Origin of the sequence: Roseateles aquatilis (assembly GCF_002205645.1) — a bacterium.
GTDB lineage: Bacteria > Pseudomonadota > Gammaproteobacteria > Burkholderiales > Burkholderiaceae_C > Roseateles > Roseateles aquatilis.
This window is the reverse complement of sequence record NZ_NIOF01000010.1, coordinates 21,997-41,142: the sequence shown is the minus strand read 5'-3', so window position 1 is coordinate 41,142 and position 19,146 is coordinate 21,997. Positions and strand designations below refer to the sequence as shown.

Below are 19,146 nucleotides of genomic sequence, written 5' to 3'. Positions count from 1 at the left end.
GGCGGGCCTCCGCAGGTCAGAAGGTGTCGCCGACGGGGGCGGCGGGAATGCTTCGCGCGTCGGCGCCGGCGGCCGTGGCGGCGAGCGTCGACGCGACGGCCGCGGTGGCGGTCGTGGCGGCGCTCGCGGTCATGCCGGCGACCGGCTCGAACTGGCGCAGGTCGACCTGCGCCTTCGCGAACTCGAACCACGGATCGGGCTCGCCGTCGAGCGCGTGCTGCAGCTCGGCCCACAGCGCCTGGCGACCCGCGGCGTCGTCGAGGATGCGCCGCTTCACATGGTCCAGGCCCACGCGCGACACGTAGTGCACGGTCCGCTCCAGGTACCAGCCCTCCTTGCGGTAGAGCTGCATGAAGGCACCGGTGTACTCCAGCACCTCCCGCGCGGTCTTGAGCTTGACGAGGAAATGCGCGACCTCGGTCTTGATGCCCCCGTTGCCGGCGACGTACATCTCCCAGCCCGAGTCCACGCCGATGATGCCGACGTCCTTGATGCCGGCCTCGGCGCAGTTGCGCGGGCAGCCGCTGACGGCGAACTTGACCTTGTGCGGCGCATACATGCGCCACATCGCGCGCTCCAGGTCCTTGCCCATCTGCGTGCTGTCCTGCGTGCCCATGCGGCACCACTCGGACCCGACGCAGGTCTTCACCGTGCGCAGCGCCTTGGCGTAGGCATGGCCGCTGGGCATGCCGATGTCCTTCCAGACGTGGACCAGGTCTTCCTTCCTCACCCCGAGCAGGTCGATGCGCTGCCCGCCGGTGACCTTGACCGTGGGGATCTTGTATTTGTCGACGGCGTCGGCGATGCGGCGCAACTCGTCGGCGGTCGTTTCGCCGCCCCACATGCGCGGGATCACCGAGTAGGTGCCGTCCTTCTGGATGTTGGCGTGGCTGCGCTCGTTGATGAAGCGGGACTGCGGATCGTCCACCGCCTCCTTGGGCCACGACGAGATCAGGTAGTAGTTCAGCGCCGGCCGGCAGGTCGCGCAGCCGTCGGGCGTCCGCCAGTCCAGCCGCTTGAAGACGTCGGCCATGCGGACCAGGCGCTGCGCGACGATGGCGTCGCGCACGTCCTGATGGCTGTGCTCGGTGCAGGCGCAGATCGCCTTCTTCTTCGGCGTCGACGAGTAGTCGCCGCCCGCGGTGAACATCAGCAACTGCTCGACCAGCCCGGTGCAGGAGCCGCAGCTGGCGCTGGCCTTGGTGTGCTTGCGGACTTCCTCCAGCGTGAACAGGCCTTTGTCCTTGATGGCCTTGCAGATGGCGCCCTTGGTCACGCCGTTGCAGCCACAGACCTCGTCGCCGTCGGCCATCGCCGCGGCCCGGCTCTGGCCCTGATGGCCGACGTCGCCGATGTTGCTCTCGCCGAACATCAACTTGTCGCGGATGTCGGCGATGCGGCGGCCCTCGCGCAGCAGCTTGAAGTACCACCCGCCGTCGACGGTGTCGCCGTACAGGCAGGCGCCGACAAGCCGGTCGTCCTGGATCACGAGCTTCTTGTAGACCCCGGCGAAGGGGTCGCTCATGACGATCTCCTCGGTGCCGTCGCCGCCCATGAAGTCGCCGGCCGAGAACAGGTCGATGCCGGTCACCTTCAGCTTGGTGCTGGTCTGGCTGCCGAGGTAACGGCCGATGCCGAACTGCGCCAGGTGATTGGCGCAGACCTTGCCCTGCTCGAACAGCGGCGCCACCAGGCCGTAGGCGATGCCGCGATGCGCGGCGCACTCGCCGACGGCGTAGACGCGGGGATCGGTGACGGTCTGCAGCGTGTCGGTGACGACGATGCCGCGCTGGCAATGCAGGCCGGCGCTTTCCGCCAGCGCGGTGGCGGGCCGAATGCCGGCGGCCATGACGACGAGGTCGGCGGGGATCTCCTCGCCGCCCTTGAAGCGCACGGCCATGACGCGGCCGTCGCGGTCGCCGATCAGCGCCTCGGTCTGCGCGCCCATGCGGAAGCGCAGGCCGCGGTCCTGCAGCGACTTGCGCAGCAGGTCGCCGGCCTGGTCGTCGAGCTGGCGCTCCATCAGCCAGTCGCCGATGTGGACGACGGTCACCCGCATGCCGCGCAGCATCAGGCCGTTGGCGGCCTCCAGGCCCAGCAGGCCGCCGCCGATGACGACGGCATGGCGGTACCGCGTCGCCGCCTCGATCATGGTGTTGGTATCGGTGATGTCGCGGTAGCCGATCACGCCGTCCAGGTCCTTGCCCGGCACCGGCAGGATGAAGGGCGTGGAGCCGGTGGCGATCAGCAGCCGGTCGTAGCCGGCCTCGGTGCCGTCCGCGGCGACCACCACGCGCCGGACGCGGTCGATGCGCGTGACCGCGTTGCCCAGGTGCAGGCGGATGCCGTGTCCCTCGTACCAGGACAGCGGATTGAGGACGATCTCGTCCAGGGTCTGCTCGCCGGCCAGCACCGGGCTGAGCAGGATGCGGTTGTAGTTGGGGTGCGGCTCGGCACCGAACACGGTGATGTCGTAGAGGTCCGGGGCGATCTTCAACAGCTCTTCCAGCGTGCGGACGCCGGCCATGCCGTTGCCCACCATCACCAGCTTCATTCTTGTCGGGCTCATGGGGTCGTCTCCTTGAGGCAGCGCTCCGCCGCGCCGTCGCGCGTTGCGTCGGCGTCATGGGGGCGGTGGGGATCAGGCGGCCTGCGCGTCCGCGTGCCGATGGCGGGTGTAGAGGAAGTCGATCACCGCCTTGCGGGCGTGAACGTAACCGGCGTCCTCGGCCAGCGCGACGCGATCGCGCGGGCGCGGCAGGTCGACGGCCAGGACCTCGCCGATCGTCGCGGCCGGTCCGTTGGTCATCATGACGATGCGGTCGGACAGCAGCACCGCCTCGTCGACATCGTGCGTGACCATCACCACGGTGCTGTGCGTGGCGGCGACGATCCGGATCAGCTCGTCCTGCAGGTAAGCGCGGGTCAGCGCGTCCAGCGCGCCGAAGGGCTCGTCCATCAGCAGCACCTTGGGTTCCATCGCCAGGGCGCGGGCGATGCCCACGCGCTGCTTCATGCCGCCGGAGATCTCGTGCGGTCGCTTGAACAGCGCATGGTTCATGCCGACCAGGCGCAGGGCCTCCTCGGCACGCGCCATCAGGCGCGGGCGCGGCTCGCGGCCGCCGAAGACGGACTCGACCGCCAGCAGCACGTTGTCGAGGCAGGTCAGCCAGGGCAGCAGCGAGTGGTTCTGGAACACCACCGCGCGTTCCGGCCCGGGGCCGGCGATCTCGCGACCGTCGCACAGCAGCCCGCCGCCGGTGGGCCGCAACAGGCCGGCGACCAGGTTCAGCAGCGTGGACTTGCCGCAGCCCGAATGGCCGATCAGCGTCACGAACTCGCCCTTGGCGATGTCCAGGTCGATGTCGCGCAGCGCGTGGAAGCGGCCCTTGCGGGAGGTGAAGACCATCTCGGCCTGCTGCACGCGGATGAAGGGAGTGCTCATCGGGATCTCCTCGATGTCCGTGATCTCGTTGGATCGGTGAATCGGCGGACGATCGGACGCGCGGTCGATCGCCGGATCGATGGTGGGTTCAGTCGTCGAAGGAGAAGCGCCGGGCCAGGGCCATCAGCGCCCACTCCAGCAGCAGGCCCACGATCCCGATCACGAAGATCGCGATGATGATGTGCTGCACGTTGAGGTTGTTCCACTCGTCCCAGACCCAGAAGCCGATGCCCACGCCGCCGGTCAGCATCTCCGCCGCGACGATCACCAGCCACGCGGTGCCCACCGAGAGCCGCACGCCGGTCAGCATGTAAGGCAGCACCGCCGGCAGCAGGATGCGCGTCATGAGCTTCCACTCGGACAGGCGCAGCACGCGGGCGACGTTGAGGTAGTCCCCCGGCACGCGCTGCACGCCGACCGCGGTGTTGACGACCATCGGCCAGATCGAGCAGATGAAGATCGTCCAGATCGCCGCCGGATTGGCGCTCTTGAAGACCAGCAGGCCGATCGGCAGCCACGCCAGCGGCGACACCGGCTTGAGCAGGCTGATCAGCGGCGACAGCATGCGGCTCGCGAATTCGAAGCGGCCGATGATGAACCCCAGCGGGATGCCCACCGCCGCGGCAAGACCGAACCCCACGCCCACGCGCTGCAGCGAATACAGCACGTTCCAGCCGATGCCCTGGTCATTGGGGCCGTTGCGATAGAACGGGTCGGCGAAGAGCTTGGCCGCGGCGTCCCAGGTGGCCGCGGGCGTGGGGAAGGCGCCGCCCTTGAACGTGGCGAGCTGCCACACCAGCCACAGCAGGCCCAGGCCCGCCAGCGGCGGCAGCACGCGCATCCAGAAGGCGCGTCCATCGATGCCGGGGCGCCGCCCGGCGGCCGGCGCGGGCACGGGCTTGACGGGCTCGTTGGCCGCGTCGCGGGACAGCGGCAACGGCGTGGCGACCGAGACGGTCACCGGCTCCGCGGAGGCGTCACCGGGGGAATGGAAGACGGCACTGACCATGGCGAGACTCCTGCGCTGATCGGGATCGGACGGGTCGGGGCGATCGAGGGATCGACGGACTCAAGAAGGGGGACGGAGCGCCGCTCAGGCGCGGACCTTGAAGCTGTCGGCGTACCTGGCGGGGTCCTTGCCGTCCCAGACGACGCCGTCGAAGAGCTTGCTCGATCGCATCACGTCCTTGGGCACGGCGACGCCGAGGGCGCCCGCCGCCTGCTTGTAGAGCTCGACCTGGTTGATCTGCCGCGCGGTGCCCAGGTAGTCCGGATGCTCCTTGATCAGGCCCCAGCGCTTGTGCTGGGTCAGGAACCACATGCCGTCGGACAGCCAGGGGAAGTTGACCTGGCCGTCGTTGAAGAACTTCATGTGGTTGGGGTCGTCCCAGGTCTTGCCCAGGCCGTTCTGGTAGCGGCCCAGGATGCGCTGGTTGATGGCGTCGACGCTGGTGTTGACGTAGGCCTTGTCGGCGATGGTCTCGGCCATCTTCTGCTTGTTGGACAGGCTGGCGTCGATCCAGCGGCCCGCCTCCAGCACCGCCATGATCACGGCGCGCGCGGTGTTGGGATACTTCTTGACGAAGTCGCCGGTGGTGCCGAGCACCTTCTCCGGATGGTCCTTCCAGATGTCCTGCGTGGTGGCGGCGGTGATGCCGATGCCGTCGATGATGGCGCGGTGGTTCCAGGGCTCGCCGACACAGAAGCCGTCCATGTTGCCGACCCGCATGTTGGCCACCATCTGCGGCGGCGGCACGGTGATGACCTTGGCCCCCTTCATCGGATCGACGCCCGCGGCGGCCAGCCAGTAGTAGAGCCACATCGCATGCGTGCCGGTGGGGAAGGTCTGCGCGAAGGTGTACTCGCGCCTGTCCTTGCGCATCGCCTTCGCCAGCGACGCACCGTCCACGGCGCCCGCCTCGGCCAGCTTCTTCGACAGCGTGATCGCCTGACCGTTGTTGTTGAGGGTCATCAGCACCGCCATGTCCTTCTTCGGACCGGCCACGCCCAGATGCACGCCGTAGATCAGGCCGTACAGCACGTGCGCCATGTCGAGCTCGCCGTTGACGAGCTTGTCGCGCACGCCGGCCCAGGAGGCTTCCTTGGTCGGCACGATCTTGATGCCGTGCTTCCTGTCGAAGCCCAGCGCCGCGGCCATCACGACCGACGCGCAGTCGGTCAGCGGGATGAAGCCGATGCGGACCTCCTCCTTCTCCGGCTTGTCCGACCCCGCCGCGAAGGCGCCGCCGCCGGGCAAGGCCGACAGGCCGCCCAGCGCCGCGCCCGCGGCCAGCAATTTGCGACGCTCCGCGCTCATCAGACCCTCCGTGGAACCGTATTGCATTCAAGACTCCCAGCAGAAAAACGAAAAGGCGTCTCGACCGCCCCGCGCTGAGCGCGAGACCGATCGGACGCCTTTGTCCCAACCATCCAGGTGACCCTCGCGCCGTTGCGAGGGCTTGAACGTAGCTTTGCAGGAAGCGTGCCAATGCGGCCCGTGGTCCCGCGCCCGGGAAGCGTCGGCGCCCGTCGCCCGGCATACGGCCTTCATGCACTGCCTCGCGGCGTCGATGCGCCGTTGCGGTGCGTTCAGCCTCGCAACAGGTCTTGTGCGTCGATGACCCGCTGCGCGATCTGCGCGAGCGGCTCGCCACGGTCCATCGCCAGCTTGCGCAGGCGTTGATAGGCCTGGTCCTCGTCCAGGCCCTGCTCGCGCATGAGGATGCCCTTGGCCCGGTCGACGACCTTGCGCGAGGCAAGTTGCGCCTGCGCCTTGCCCAGCTCCTCGCGCAGCGCGAGGTCCTGCTCGAAACGCGCGATGGCGACATGCAGCACCGGCGCCAGCCGCTGCGCCTGCAGGCCCGCCACGACATACGCGCTGACGCCGGCCTGGATCGCACGGCGCATCGGGCCGCGGTCCTCGTCCTCCGCGAAGATGACGACCGGCCGCGGCATCCGGGCGGACAGCGTGGCGAGGTTCTCCAGCGTGTCGCGCGTCGGCGACTCGGCGTCGACGATCACGACGTCCGGCTGCAATCGCAGCACGCAGTCGTGGATCAGCGTGGCCTGCTCGATCACGCCGACGACTTCGCAGCCCTGCCGCACCAGCTCGTCGCGCAGCAGATCCACCCGATGCGCCCCGTCGTCGATCACGAGCACCCGCAGCCCCGCGGTGGCGGGTGACTCGGGGCGGGCGACGGAAGCGGGCGGGCGATTCACCCGGGGCCAGGCGCAAGTTCCGTGCCGCGCCCCGCGCCGACGCGGCGGAGCAAACCCCGCTCCCGCCCGCGCGCAATCACCGTGCCCGCGGTCCTCGTTTGAGGGGGCCGCGATGGATTTCACTTCCTCTTAACGTGCGCAGCGAGCGGCGCTCACGCCGCCAGGGAGACCACCATGTCGCTGCCTCGCTTCCCCCTCCTCCTCGCCCTGTTGCTGTCGGCGGGCGCTGGCTCCGCCCATGCCGCGGAGTTCGCGGTCAACACCCGCATCCAGGCCAACACCAACACACAGGTCGAGTACGTCACGCCGGACTGGAAAGGCGGCTACGCGCCGCTCTACGGGTCCTCCACGTCCTCGCTGGAGGACTGGGGCGCCGGCTCGCACCAGACCACCGACGGCTTCGCCGCGGCCTGGGCCGGTTATGGGCGACTGGACTTCTCGTCCCGCGCGACGGCGTACCAGCAGGCCGGCTCGCCGCAGTCGGACGTCTTCGTGCAGTCCTCCGCCAGCGCCACGCTGGTCGACAGCTTCATCATCCGCTGCGGCACCTGCGTCGACGGCACGCGCGGCAGGATGAGCTTCCGCATCCTGGTGGACGGCACCTACGGCCAGGACCAGTACGCCGTCGGCGCGGCCGGCGGGTTCAACGACGCCGTCGGCACCCGCACCACCACGTACAGCTGGATGACCACGCTGCAAATGCGCGCCGACGGCGTCGCGATGGACTTCCCTGGCCCGGGATGGACCTCGCTGACCGCCTGGAACAGCCGCACCATGGTCAACGACAGCATCGTGGTCGACAGCAGCCGCAACGGTGTCGGCTTCTACGACCTCACCCTGGACTTCCAGTTCGGCAGCCCCATCAACATGTTCTGGACCGGCGACGTGTTCACCGAGGTCGGCCTGCGCAGCAGCGACGCGACCGCGGCGGGCGCGATGCGCGGCCATGCCTTCGCCGACTTCTCCCACACCTTCGCCTGGGACGGCATCACGGCCGTCGTGGACGCCGCCGGCAACCGGATCACCTCGTTCACCGCGCTCAACAGCGACAACATCGAGTACGCCGTCTCCATGGCGGCCGTACCCGAGCCCGGCACCTGGGCGCTGATGGCCGGCGGGCTGGCCCTGCTGGGCGCGATCGCGCGGCGCCGTCGCGCGGCCTGAGCCGCCCCCACGGGCGCCGTCCCGTCGGTGTTTACCCCAAGCCTGGAGCGCGCGCATCGCGGCGCGCCCGGGAAGGACGCGGCCCGCGTCGCCTGATATCCCCTCGCGTCACATCTCTCACGTTTACGTAAACGTCAACCGACACCTAGAATCGGCGGGCACACTTGAACCGCAAGAACGACAGGTGCCGCGGCGGGCCGCCATCCCGATCGGCCGCAGGCATCCGCGCAGCCCGCCGGAGACAACGTCATGACCGAGATGTCCGCCGAGTACAAGGCCCTGGCCGAGTACCGCCCCACCCACAAGGTCCGCTTCGTGACCGCCGCCAGCCTGTTCGACGGGCACGACGCGGCGATCAACATCATGCGGCGCATCCTGCAGGGCATGGGCGCCGAGGTGATCCATCTGGGCCACAACCGCTCGGTCGACGAGGTCGTCACCGCCGCGCTGCAGGAAGACGCGCAGGGCATCGCGGTCAGCTCGTACCAGGGCGGGCATGTCGAGTACTTCAAGTACATGGTCGAGCTGCTGCGCCAGCGCGGCGGCGAGGCGATCCAGGTCTTCGGCGGCGGTGGCGGCGTGATCGTGCCGGCCGAGATCCGCGACCTGGCCGACCAGGGCGTGCGCATCTTCAGTCCCGAGGACGGCCAGCGCATGGGCCTGCAAGGCATGATCGGCGAGATGGTCATGCGCTGCGACCAGGACCTGAGCGCCGCGGCGCCCAAGACCGTCGACGCGCTGCGCGGCCATTCGGAACCGGCCTGGCGCGCGCTCGCGCAAGCCATCACGGCGCTGGAGAACGGCAGCGCCGATGCCGCCTTCACCCAGTCGCTGCGCGACGCCGCGGCGGCGGTGCGCGTGCCGGTGCTGGGCATCACCGGCACCGGTGGCGCCGGTAAGTCCAGCCTCACCGACGAGTTGATCCGCCGCCTGCGCCTGGACCAGGACGACGCGCCGCGCATCGCCGTGATCTCCATCGATCCGTCACGGCGCAAGAGTGGCGGCGCGCTGCTCGGCGACCGCATCCGCATGAACGCGATCGCGCCATGGGCCGCCGGCCAACGCGTGTACATGCGCTCGCTGGCCACGCGCGATTTCGGCTCCGAGATCTCGCAGGCGCTGCCCGACGTGATCGCCGCGGCCAAGGTCGCCGGCTTCGACCTGATCATCGTCGAGACCTCCGGCATCGGCCAGGGCGACGCCGCCATCGTGCCGCACGTCGACGTGCCGATGTACGTGATGACGCCGGAGTTCGGCGCCGCCAGCCAGCTCGAGAAGATCGACATGCTGGACTTCGCCGAGTTCGTCGCCATCAACAAGTTCGACCGCAAGGGCGCGGCCGACGCCTGGCGCGATGTCGCCAAGCAGGTGCAGCGCAACAGGGAAGCCTGGGGCAAGCGGGCCGAGGATCTGCCGGTGTTCGGCACCATGGCCAGCCGCTTCAACGACGACGGCGTCACCGCGCTCTATCAGGCGCTGAAGCCGCGGCTGGCGGGACTGGGGCTGTCGCTGCGCGACGGTCGTCTGCCGCTGACGTCGACGCGCTTCAGCACCCATCAGACACCGATCGTGCCGCCGGCCCGGGCGCGTTATCTGGCCGAGATCTCGGACACGGTCCGCGCCTACAAGAAGCGCGCCCGCGCGCAGGCCCGCCTGGCGCGCGAGATCCAGCAGCTGCAGGCCAGCGCCGCCATGCTGACCGACGCGCGGGCCGACGCCGACATCGCCGCGCTGACGACGCTGGCCTCCGCGCGCCAGGCCCGGCTGGACGCCGACGCGCGCCACCTCTTGGCCCAATGGCCGGACATGCGGCAGGCCTACGCCGGCGACGAATACGTCGTGAAGATCCGCGACAAGGAGATCCGCACCGCGCTGGTCTCGACCTCGCTGTCCGGCACCAAGATCCGGAAGGTCGTGCTGCCGTCGTATGAGGACCAGGGCGAGCTGCTGAAGTGGCTGATGCTGGAGAACGTGCCGGGCAGCTTCCCGTACACCGCCGGCGTGTTCGCGTTCAAGCGCGAGGGCGAGGACCCGACGCGCATGTTCGCCGGCGAGGGCGATGCCTTCCGCACCAACCGTCGTTTCAAGCTGGTTTCCGAGGGTCTACCCGCCAAGCGGCTGTCCACCGCGTTCGACTCGGTCACGCTGTACGGCGCCGATCCCGCGCCGCGGCCGGACATCTACGGCAAGGTCGGCAACTCCGGCGTCAGCATCGCGACGCTGGACGACATGAAGGTCCTGTACGACGGCTTCGACCTGTGCAACCCGACGACGTCGGTGTCGATGACCATCAACGGCCCGGCGCCGACCCTCCTGGCGATGTTCATGAACACCGCCATCGACCAGCAACTCGCGAAGTTCAGGTCCGACAACGGCCGCGACCCCACCGCCGACGAAGCCGCCAAGATCCGCGCCTGGGTACTGGCCAACGTGCGCGGCACGGTGCAGGCGGACATCCTCAAGGAGGACCAGGGCCAGAACACCTGCATCTTCTCGACCGAGTTCTCGCTCAAGGTGATGGGCGACATCGCGCAGTACTTCGTGCACCACAACGTGCGCAACTTCTACTCGGTGTCGATCAGCGGCTATCACATCGCCGAGGCGGGCGCGAACCCCATCTCGCAACTCGCGTTCACACTGTCCAACGGCTTCACCTTCGTGGAGGCCTACCTGGCGCGCGGCATGCACATCGACGACTTCGCGCCCAACCTGAGCTTCTTCTTCAGCAACGGCATGGACCCGGAGTACACCGTGCTGGGCCGCGTGGCGCGCCGCATCTGGGCCGTGGCGATGCGCGACAAGTACGGCGCCAACGAGCGCAGCCAGAAGCTGAAGTACCACATCCAGACCTCGGGCCGCAGCCTGCACGCGCAGGAGATCGCGTTCAACGACATCCGCACCACGCTGCAGGCGCTGATCGCGATCTACGACAACTGCAACTCGCTGCACACCAACGCCTACGACGAGGCGATCACCACGCCGACCGAAGAGTCGGTGCGCCGCGCGATGGCGATCCAGCTGATCATCAACCGCGAATGGGGCCTGGCCAAGAACGAGAACCCGAGCCAGGGCGCGTTCATCATCGACGAGCTGACCGAGCTGGTCGAGGAAGCGGTGCTGGGCGAGTTCGAGCGCATCGCCGAGCGCGGCGGCGTGCTGGGCGCGATGGAGACCGGCTACCAGCGCAGCAAGATCCAGGAAGAGTCGATGCATTACGAGATGCTCAAGCACACCGGCGAGTACCCCATCATCGGCGTCAACACCTTCCGCAATCCGCATGGCGAGCCGGTGCCGGAGCACATCGAGCTGGCCCGCTCGACCGAGGACGAGAAGCAGAGCCAGCTGTCGCGGCTCACGGCCTTCCACGGCGACCACGTCGGCGACGCGCCCGCGATGCTCAAGCGGCTGCAGCAGGCGGTCATCGACAACGGCAACGTGTTCGAGGTGCTGATGGACGCGGTGCGCGTGTGCTCGCTGGGGCAGATCACGGCGGCGCTGTTCGAGGTGGGTGGGCAGTACCGGCGCAGCATGTGAGGCCCGGCGCGCGGCCCGGACGCGGTGTCGGATGAGGCGAGCGGGCGAGGCCACTACGGCGGCCTCCACCACCCTGTCGCCCTTCCGCCATGAGCTTCCCCGCGCCCTCGTGCAGCACGGCTCGGCCGTTGCCGCCCTTTCGCCCGGTCGGCGATTCCTCGAGCCTCGGCTCGCAAGAGCCTTTCATCAATCGCCTGATCCGGCTGCTGACCGACACGACCACGCCCCATGCGGATCTGCGTGACCTGCCGCGCGGCGACTTGGACGCGATGCCCGACGGTCTCATCTCCGGCGTGCTCAAGACCGGCAAGCCGGACGTGCCGACACCATCGCGGCTGGCCCTGCCCACCTGCTCCGCGGCCACGATCAACCGCTTCCTTCGCGAACTGCCGGACCTCGAGATCTGCAGCGTGGAGGCCATCGCGCCGGACGACGGCATGGTCGATCTGACCCTCGGACCGCGCCTGCGCCTCTTCGAGACGCCCCAGCCGTCGCCCCGCCTCCTGAACGCGCCGCATGTCCCCGTGCTGCGCCGGCCGTCCTGCTCGCCGCCGACCTTCCTGCCGCGCGTGGCCTCGCCGCTGGCCGGCACGCCGGCGGGCTGCGTCGAAGGACTGCGCCTGGCGCTCGCGCGGGAGGACCACCAGCTGGAACTGGCGCAGGCCCGCGATTTCTTTCTTCCGACGCGCGACTGCCGCAACATCCTCGACCGGGCCAGGAGGCGGCTCAACGCGGGCTTGCCCGCCTTGACCGTGCCGGAGGCCTCCTACCTGGCCGCGCTGCTGCGACGCGTTCCTCGGGAACTCCTGCCGGCCCATGCGGCGGTCCTCGTCGAACGCATGGAAAAACGGCTGACGAGCGCATGCGACCTTCCGACGTTGCGCGAACGCCATGTCGAGCGGTTGAGCAGACTCTTCGACGATCTTCGCGACGTCGCTTGTCCGCGCGTGCACGGCGGCTTGAGATCGCGATCGTCCGAGGACCTGACGACGCTGGCGCAGATGTGGCTGTGGGCCTGGCCGGACAGCAAGGCGTACGCACGACCTGCCCCCCTCCCGGACGAACAGAAGCACCGCCATGCATCGGCGCGGTGCCTGAAGAATTGCTGGGAGAAAGGCACCGGGATGGCGGAGCTGCGCGACAAGTTCCTTGAACTCGGCGTCCCATTGCCGAATGCCGACCTGCTGCGCCGCATGCGCCTGCCATCGGGGCCGCGACCGGTCGCCCACCCGCTGCGATGGCGACCGTGATGGGGTGAACGAATGCGGCGCGGCATTGAACGACGTCACGTCCTGGCCCACGCATTTGGTTATCCTCCCGCGCAGCCGGCGAAGCACGCGACAGGATCGTCGCGCCGACCGGCACATCCACACAGGGAGGAAACCTCATGCTCCGCTTCAACCAGAACGGCCGCGCCGGCCGTGCCCGTTCCATGCTCCGCGCGCTCGGCCTCGTCGCCGGGTTGATGGGCGCGCTCGTGCCCGCCAGCCGCTCGCAGACCGATCCCGGCTATGACTGGTCCGTCGTCGGCGCGCGGGTCACGTCCATGGAAGTCACCTACATGCCGGACCGAATCCTCTTCGCCATCGAGTCCAATGTCGGCAGTTGCGGCGCCGGGACCTGGCTGACCTACGAGGGGTCTCAAGGGGACACCGCGATGCGGCACGCCAACGTCAAGGCCGTCTACGCGGCGCTGGTGGCGGCGAAGGTCGGCGGCACGACGATTCGCGCCTACGGCCGCAATGCGGGCTGCAAGGCGATCTTCTTCTATCTGGGCTGAAGCGCCAGGTCTCCACCGGCCTCCCGCATCCCCGACGCGCGCGCAGGGCAGGGCTTACCCGCCGTGCCTTGCCCGCCCCGGGGGCGACTCCCATAATGGTCCGCACCCTTGTAGCCGGGAGATCGCCATGGTGCGGGCGTTGAGTCGGATGAAGATCACCACGCTGTTGCAGGTGGGCTTTGCGGCGGTGCTGGCGATGGCCGCGCTCATGACCGGCGAGGGCGTGCTGAAGCTGCGCGAGATGGTGCGGCTCAGCGACCAGCTCAACGTCCAGGAGCAGCGCCGCCTGATGGCCACGAACTGGCGCGCCGCCACCGAGCTCAACCTGACCCGTGTGATGGCGATGGCCAAGTCCGACGGCCACGAGGGCCTGGGGAGTTTCCTGGCCGCCGAGATGAAGCGGACCACCGACCGCATCAACCAGCTGCAGGCCGAGCTCGAGAAGACCATCGACGATCCCGAGCAGAAGGCGCAGTTGCCGGTCATCGCCGCGGAGCGGCAGCGCTACATCGACATCCGCAAGGGCGTGCTGGCGACGATCAAGTCCGATCCGGCCGCCGGCGCGCGGCAAGTGGACCAGACGCTGGCGCCCGCGGCGGCCAGCTACCTGGCCTCCGTCGAGAAGCTGGTCTCGCTGATCTCCGACGACACCGAAAGCTTCGCGGCCCGCCAGCGCGGCCAGGCGCAGCAGGCCGTGGTGACGATGCTGGCGTTGACCGGCCTGGCGATCGCGCTGGGCATCGTCATCGCGTGGCGCGTCACGCACTCGGTGCGGACGCCGATGGTGCAGGCCGGCGAGGTGGCGCAGACCATCGCCAGCGGCGACCTCAGCCAGGACATCCGCGTCGACCGCACCGACGAGATCGGCGTGCTGCTGCGCCAGCTCAGCGCCATGCAGGACGCGTTGCGCCGCATGGTGCGGCAGGTGCGCGACGGCACCGAGACCATCAACGTCGCCACGCGCGAGATCGCCACCGGCAATCAGGACCTGTCCGCCCGCACCGAGGCCACCGCGTCCAACCTGCAGGAGACGGCGTCGTCGATGGAGGAGCTCACCGGCACGGTGGCCCATACCGCCAGCTCGGCGCAGCAGGCCAACGAGCTGGTCAGCGCGACCCGCGTCTCCGCGTCCAAGGGCGGCGAGGTGGTGGGCGAGGTGGTGGCGGTGATGCATCAGATCGAGGCCAGCTCGAAGCGGATCGGCGACATCACCGGCGTCATCGACGGCATCGCGTTCCAGACCAACATCCTGGCCCTGAACGCGGCGGTGGAAGCGGCGCGCGCGGGCGAGCAGGGCCGCGGCTTCGCGGTCGTCGCCAGCGAGGTGCGGGCGCTGGCCCAGCGCAGCGCGGCGGCGGCCAAGGAGATCAAGAGCCTGATCGGTGAAAGCGTCGCGCGCGTCGAGTCCGGCACGCGACTGGTGCAGGACGCGGGCCATGCGATGGGCGAGATCGTCCAGGGCGTGCGCCGCGTGGCCGACATCGTCGGCGAGATCGCGACGGCCGCCGTGGAGCAGAAGGACGGCATCGGCCAGGTCAATGTCGCCGTGCAGCGGCTCGACGAAATGACGCAGCAGAACGCCGCGCTGGTCGAGGAATCCGCCGCCGCGGCGGGCAGCCTGCGCACGCAGGCGGAGCAGCTCAACGCGCTGGTGAGCGCGTTCCGGCTCGCGGCCTGAGGAGCCCGCCGATGCGACCGTCCACAGCCTCCGCCCGCAACGCCCGCCGCGTCATCGTCCCGCTGCTGGCCCTCGTCGCGACCGCATGGCTCGCGGCCTGCAGCGGGTCGGCTCGTTCGTCCTCGGCGTCTTCCATGCCCTCGGCGCCGCCGCTGCCCGTCTCCATGTCGTCGAGCCCGTCATCGCCGCCGGCCTCCCGGACGGCGAGCGGACTCGACGGCGCGGAGGCGACGATCCGCGCGGCGATCACGGCCGGCGACATCAAGGGCCTGGCGCTCGCCTACATCGAGGACGGCGAGGTCCGGGCCGTGCGCGGTTACGGCCACCGCAACGCCAGCGGGCAGGCGCTGCAGACCGGCACGGTGATGTACGGCGCGTCGTTGACCAAAACCGTCTTCGCCTACACGGTGATGCAACTGGCGGACGAGGGCGTCATCGATCTCGACGCGTCGATCTCGCGATACCTGGACCGCCCCCTGCCCGACTATCGCCGCAGCGGCCGCTGGCAGGACCTGCGCGACGACCCGCGCTGGCGCGACATCACGCCGCGCATGCTGCTGTCGCATCGCGCCGGCTTCGCCAACTTCGCTTTCCTGGAACCCGACGGCAAGCTGCGTCTGCACTTCGATCCGGGCAGCCGCTACGCCTACTCGGGCGAGGGAATGATCCTGCTGCAGCTCGTGCTGGAGCAAGGCCGGCCCGGGCTCGACCTGGGCCGGGAGATGCAGCGCCGCGTGTTCGATCGATTCGGCATGGCCACCACCAGCATGACGTGGCGCGCCGACTTCGCCGCCAACCTGGCGGACGGCGTGACGAAGGACAGACGCTGGGTGCCGCATGACGAGCGCAGCCGCGTCCGCGCGGCGGGGTCGATGGACACAACGATCGAGGACTTCGCCCGGTTCGCCGCCGGCCTGATGCGCGGCGACGGCCTGTCGCCGCGCAGCCGCGCGGAGATGACACGGCCGCAAGCGCCGATCACCACGGCGTCCCAATTCCCGACGCTGCAGCCGGAGCTGCCCGTCGCGCGGCGCCGCCCGGACCTGGCCGCGGGGCTGGGCGTGGTCGTCTTCGACGGTCCGCAGGGCCACGCCTTCTTCAAGGGCGGCCACGACGACCAGACCGGCAACACGATGGTCTGCGTCGAGCGCCGCCGCGCCTGCGTCGTGCTGCTATCCAACGACGTGATGGCGGAAACGCTCTATCCGACGATCGTGCGGCAGCTGCTCGGCGAGGCGGGGGTGCCGTGGGAATGGGAGTACGGCGCCACGACGCGTTGAGCCGGCCGCGCCGCTCAAGCCGTCAAGGCACCACCGCCAGGAACAGGAACACCACGAACACCACCATGTGCACCGCGCCCTGCAGCACCGTGGCGCGGCCGCCGGCCAGCGTCAGGCCGCCGACGATGAAGGTCAGGAACAGCAGCACCATGCTCAGCGGCGTCAGGCCCAGCACCAGCGAGTGCGGGAACAGCGGCGACAGCACCGCCACCGTCGGGATCGTCAGGCCGATGCTCGCCAGGCCCGAGCCCAGCGCGAGGTTCAGGCTGGTCTGAAGCCGGTTGTGCAGCGCCGCGCGCACCGCCGCCACCGTCTCCGGCAGCAGCACCATCATCGCGACGATCACGCCCACCAGCGATGGCGGCGCGCCGATCGCATGCACGCCGCGCTCGATCGTCGGCGCCAGCAGCTTGGCCAGCCCCACCACGCCCACCAGGCACACCAGCAGCAGCACCACGCTCGTGCCCGCAACGCGCCAGCTCGGCGGCTCGGCGTGCGCGTCCTGGTCGTCCACGCCCGTCACCGGCAGGAAGTAGTCGCGATGCCGTACCGCCTGCACGAACACGAAGGCGCCGTACAGCACCAGCGACACGGCGCCCGCGAACAGCAGCTGCGAGCGGGAGAACGTCGGCCCCGGCGAACTGGTCGTGAACGCGGGCAGCACCAGCGTCAACACCGACAGCGCGGCCAGCACCGCCAGCGTGGGGCTGGTGCCTTCGACGCGGAAGGCCAGCACCTTGTGGCGCCAGCCACCCACCAGGATGCACAGGCCCAACACGCCGTTGCACACGATCATGATCGCGGAGAACACCGTGTCCCGCGCCAGCGCGTTGGTGGACTCGCCGCCGGCCAGCATCAGCGACACGATCAGCGCCACCTCGATGACGGTCACCGCCACCGCCAGAACCAGCGATCCATACGGCTCGCCCACGCGGTGCGCGACGACCTCGGCGTGATGCACCGCGGCGAGCACCGCCGCGATCAGCAAGGCGCTGACCACCGACAGCACCACGGACGAACTGCTGCCATCCGACAAGGCGATCAACGCGCCGATCGCCGCGATCGGCGACAGCAGCGTCCAGACCGGAAGGGCCGCCGGCAGGCGGGAGAAAAGCGAGGAGGAAGACTTGGCGCTCATGGGGAGTGAGCATAGACCACGATGGCGAAACGATCGCCGAATCGCTACGCTGCGCGCCATGCCGACCCTCGATCCCCGCGTCGACGCCTACATCGATCGCGCCGCCCCGTTTGCCCAGGACGTGCTGCGCCACTGGCGCGCCACCGTCCATGCCCAGTGCCCCGACGTCGTGGAGACGATCAAGTGGGGCTTCCCCAACTTCACCTACCGCGACAAGATCCTGACCGGGATGGCGGCCTTCAAGGCCCATTGCTCGATTGGCTTTTGGCACGGTGACGCGGCCGTCGGCGCCGACCATGCCAAGGAAGGCGCGATGGGCCAATTCGGCCGCATCACCGCCTTGAAGGACCTGCCGCCGAAGAAGGAGCAGCACGCCATCCTGCGCCGCGCGATGAAGCTCATCGAGGACGGCGTCAAGGCGCGCGCCCCCCGACCCGCCGCGCCCAAGCCGCCGGCCGAGGTGCCCGACGACCTGGCCGCCGCGCTGAAGAAGAACGCCGCCGCGCGCAAGACCTTCGAGGCCTTTCCGCCGGGACAGCGGCGCGAGTACATCGACTGGATCGTCGAGGCCAAGAAGCCCGAGACCCGCGAGCGCCGCCTCGCCCAGTCCGTCGAGTGGATGGCCGAGGGCAAGCGGCGCAACTGGAAGTACGAGAACTGCTAGGGAAGGTCTGCGTGACTCGCCGGCTCAGGCCGCGGAGCTCTCGATGCCGCCGACGTCCGACTCCCGGGGCCAGGCGCTGTCGTGCACCTGCACGCGGTTGCGACCGCCGTCCTTGGCCCGGTACAGCGCACGATCGGCGCGCATGAAGATCTGATCGCCGTTGAGGCTGGCGCCCCGCTGCGCCACGGCGATGCCGGCGGACACGGTCAGGCTGAAGGGCCGCCCCTCGCCGTCGCACAGCTTCAGCGTCGCCACCGCCTCGCGGATCTGGTCCACGAGCCGCGTCGCGCCCGGCTCGTCGGTGGCCGGCAGGACCAGGCCGAACTCCTCGCCGCCCCAGCGGCCGACCACGTCCGACGCGCGCAGCCGCAGTCGTACCTCGGCCGCGAAGGCACGCAGCGCGGCATCGCCGGCGTGGTGCCCGTGGCAGTCGTTGATGTCCTTGAAGTGGTCCAGGTCCAGCAGCACGAAGGCGAGCGGCGTGCCCTCGCGGCGGCAGCGCTCGAGCTCATGCCGCAGCAGCGCGTCGGCGGTCATGCGGTTGAGGCAACCGGTCAGGCCGTCGGTGGTGGCCATGTCCTCCATGCGACGCGCCACCCGCTCGAAATTCGCCAGCACGAAACCGAAACCGGCGCCGATCAGGCTGATGAAGCTGAACAGGAAGGTCAGGCCCTGGCCCAGGCTGCTCTGCATCAGGTCCTGGTACTCCTCGGGATTGGTGATCGCGTGGATGCTGCGCAGCAGCAAGCTGGCCGCGGCGGCCAGCAGCGTCAGGGCCACCGCGCGCAGCGACGACTCGCCGCGCCAGCCCGGGCCCATCAGCACGACGATCGCCGGGCACAGCAGCGCCGCGAAGACCAGCGAGATCGCACTGGTGCGTGCCGCCAGCGGCCAGCTCAGCATCCACGCGGTCAGCGCCCAGGCCGTCGCCGGCGCGCCCCACCACATCCAGCGTGGCAGCGAGCGGTCGAGCACGTGACGGTGGATGGCCTCGTTGTAGAACACGATGCCCAGGGCGATCAGGCCGTTGCCGGCCAGCGCGGACAGCCACACCGGCAGCACCGGGCGCGCCGACAGCATCGCGAAGCCGCCCAGCAGGATCCACGAGCCCCAGGTCCACACGCCCAGATCCAGATAGCGCAGGCGGCTGCGCTGCGCCATCCACAGCTGCACCCCGAGCATGGCGAAGCCGCTCAGCAGCGCCAGCATCAGCGTCGGGATGTGAATCATCAAGGCCGGCATGA

14 protein-coding genes are annotated in these 19,146 nt (G+C 69.6%); 7 read left to right on the top strand and 7 right to left on the bottom strand.

The window, feature by feature from the left end:
- Positions 1–16 precede the first annotated feature (16 nt).
- From nirB to CDN99_RS19085, 5 genes are all read right to left on the bottom strand, one after another.
- Complete coding sequence (nirB, locus tag CDN99_RS19105; RefSeq protein ID WP_088386491.1) at positions 17–2,569, bottom strand: nitrite reductase large subunit NirB; 2,553 nt, start codon at positions 2,567–2,569, stop codon at positions 17–19.
- Positions 2,570–2,641: 72 nt separating this feature from the next.
- A complete protein-coding gene (locus CDN99_RS19100) occupies positions 2,642–3,445 on the bottom strand; it encodes an ABC transporter ATP-binding protein (RefSeq protein ID WP_088386490.1) in 804 nt (267 codons plus the stop codon).
- Between the two features lie 88 nt (positions 3,446–3,533).
- A complete protein-coding gene (gene ntrB, locus CDN99_RS19095; protein ID WP_088386489.1) occupies positions 3,534–4,454 on the bottom strand; it encodes a nitrate ABC transporter permease in 921 nt (306 codons plus the stop codon).
- A gap of 84 nt (positions 4,455–4,538) precedes the next feature.
- Positions 4,539–5,762: a CmpA/NrtA family ABC transporter substrate-binding protein gene (locus CDN99_RS19090; protein ID WP_088386488.1), complete on the bottom strand. Its 1,224-nt coding sequence runs from the start codon at positions 5,760–5,762 to the stop codon at positions 4,539–4,541.
- Positions 5,763–6,034: 272 nt separating this feature from the next.
- The gene (locus tag CDN99_RS19085) at positions 6,035–6,664 is read right to left on the bottom strand and encodes an ANTAR domain-containing response regulator (RefSeq protein WP_158218889.1); all 630 of its coding nucleotides are present in this window, start codon (positions 6,662–6,664) and stop codon (positions 6,035–6,037) included.
- A gap of 174 nt (positions 6,665–6,838) precedes the next feature.
- On the opposite strand from CDN99_RS19085, the gene CDN99_RS29380 reads away from it, so the two are divergent.
- The 6 genes from CDN99_RS29380 to CDN99_RS19055 all read left to right on the top strand — a co-directional run bounded on the left by CDN99_RS29380 (position 6,839) and on the right by CDN99_RS19055 (position 16,100).
- Positions 6,839–7,828 (top strand): PEP-CTERM sorting domain-containing protein, encoded by a 990-nt coding sequence (locus tag CDN99_RS29380; protein ID WP_088386486.1) that lies wholly within the window; start codon positions 6,839–6,841, stop codon positions 7,826–7,828.
- 249 nt (positions 7,829–8,077) lie between these two features.
- Positions 8,078–11,362 (top strand): fused isobutyryl-CoA mutase/GTPase IcmF, encoded by a 3,285-nt coding sequence (gene icmF / locus CDN99_RS19075; RefSeq protein WP_088386485.1) that lies wholly within the window; start codon positions 8,078–8,080, stop codon positions 11,360–11,362.
- A 128-nt stretch (positions 11,363–11,490) separates the two neighbouring features.
- Complete coding sequence (locus CDN99_RS19070) at positions 11,491–12,612, top strand: hypothetical protein (RefSeq protein ID WP_088386484.1); 1,122 nt, start codon at positions 11,491–11,493, stop codon at positions 12,610–12,612.
- Between the two features lie 137 nt (positions 12,613–12,749).
- A complete protein-coding gene (locus CDN99_RS19065) occupies positions 12,750–13,142 on the top strand; it encodes a hypothetical protein (RefSeq protein ID WP_088386483.1) in 393 nt (130 codons plus the stop codon).
- 148 nt (positions 13,143–13,290) lie between these two features.
- Positions 13,291–14,820, top strand: a complete 1,530-nt coding sequence (locus tag CDN99_RS29650) for a methyl-accepting chemotaxis protein (protein ID WP_310732487.1) — start codon at positions 13,291–13,293, stop codon at positions 14,818–14,820.
- A gap of 11 nt (positions 14,821–14,831) precedes the next feature.
- A complete protein-coding gene (locus CDN99_RS19055) occupies positions 14,832–16,100 on the top strand; it encodes a serine hydrolase domain-containing protein (RefSeq protein ID WP_238139600.1) in 1,269 nt (422 codons plus the stop codon).
- Between the two features lie 22 nt (positions 16,101–16,122).
- On the opposite strand, the gene CDN99_RS19050 is transcribed toward CDN99_RS19055, so the two are convergent.
- The gene (locus tag CDN99_RS19050; RefSeq protein WP_088386481.1) at positions 16,123–17,238 is read right to left on the bottom strand and encodes a calcium:cation antiporter; all 1,116 of its coding nucleotides are present in this window, start codon (positions 17,236–17,238) and stop codon (positions 16,123–16,125) included.
- 58 nt (positions 17,239–17,296) lie between these two features.
- On the opposite strand from CDN99_RS19050, the gene CDN99_RS19045 reads away from it, so the two are divergent.
- The gene (locus tag CDN99_RS19045) at positions 17,297–17,902 is read left to right on the top strand and encodes a YdeI/OmpD-associated family protein (RefSeq protein ID WP_088386480.1); all 606 of its coding nucleotides are present in this window, start codon (positions 17,297–17,299) and stop codon (positions 17,900–17,902) included.
- Between the two features lie 24 nt (positions 17,903–17,926).
- Here CDN99_RS19045 and CDN99_RS19040 read toward each other — a convergent pair whose 3' ends face one another.
- Positions 17,927–19,132 (bottom strand): GGDEF domain-containing protein, encoded by a 1,206-nt coding sequence (locus CDN99_RS19040; RefSeq protein ID WP_141100868.1) that lies wholly within the window; start codon positions 19,130–19,132, stop codon positions 17,927–17,929.
- Between the last annotated feature and the right edge of the window lie 14 nt (positions 19,133–19,146).

What these genes read in the sequence shown, in the direction of transcription:
- nirB (WP_088386491.1), bottom strand. Translation starts at nt 2,569, where the DNA reads ATGAGCCCGACAAGAATGAAGCTGGTGATGGTGGGCAACGGCATGGCC.
- CDN99_RS19100 (WP_088386490.1), bottom strand. Translation starts at nt 3,445, where the DNA reads ATGAGCACTCCCTTCATCCGCGTGCAGCAGGCCGAGATGGTCTTCACC.
- CDN99_RS19050 (WP_088386481.1), bottom strand. Translation starts at nt 17,238, where the DNA reads ATGAGCGCCAAGTCTTCCTCCTCGCTTTTCTCCCGCCTGCCGGCGGCC.
- ntrB (WP_088386489.1), bottom strand. Translation starts at nt 4,454, where the DNA reads ATGGTCAGTGCCGTCTTCCATTCCCCCGGTGACGCCTCCGCGGAGCCG.
- CDN99_RS19090 (WP_088386488.1), bottom strand. Translation starts at nt 5,762, where the DNA reads ATGAGCGCGGAGCGTCGCAAATTGCTGGCCGCGGGCGCGGCGCTGGGC.
- CDN99_RS19040 (WP_141100868.1), bottom strand. Translation starts at nt 19,132, where the DNA reads ATGATTCACATCCCGACGCTGATGCTGGCGCTGCTGAGCGGCTTCGCC.
- CDN99_RS19045 (WP_088386480.1), top strand. Translation starts at nt 17,297, where the DNA reads ATGCCGACCCTCGATCCCCGCGTCGACGCCTACATCGATCGCGCCGCC.
- CDN99_RS19055 (WP_238139600.1), top strand. Translation starts at nt 14,832, where the DNA reads ATGCGACCGTCCACAGCCTCCGCCCGCAACGCCCGCCGCGTCATCGTC.
- icmF (WP_088386485.1), top strand. Translation starts at nt 8,078, where the DNA reads ATGACCGAGATGTCCGCCGAGTACAAGGCCCTGGCCGAGTACCGCCCC.
- CDN99_RS29380 (WP_088386486.1), top strand. Translation starts at nt 6,839, where the DNA reads ATGTCGCTGCCTCGCTTCCCCCTCCTCCTCGCCCTGTTGCTGTCGGCG.
- CDN99_RS19065 (WP_088386483.1), top strand. Translation starts at nt 12,750, where the DNA reads ATGCTCCGCTTCAACCAGAACGGCCGCGCCGGCCGTGCCCGTTCCATG.
- CDN99_RS29650 (WP_310732487.1), top strand. Translation starts at nt 13,291, where the DNA reads ATGAAGATCACCACGCTGTTGCAGGTGGGCTTTGCGGCGGTGCTGGCG.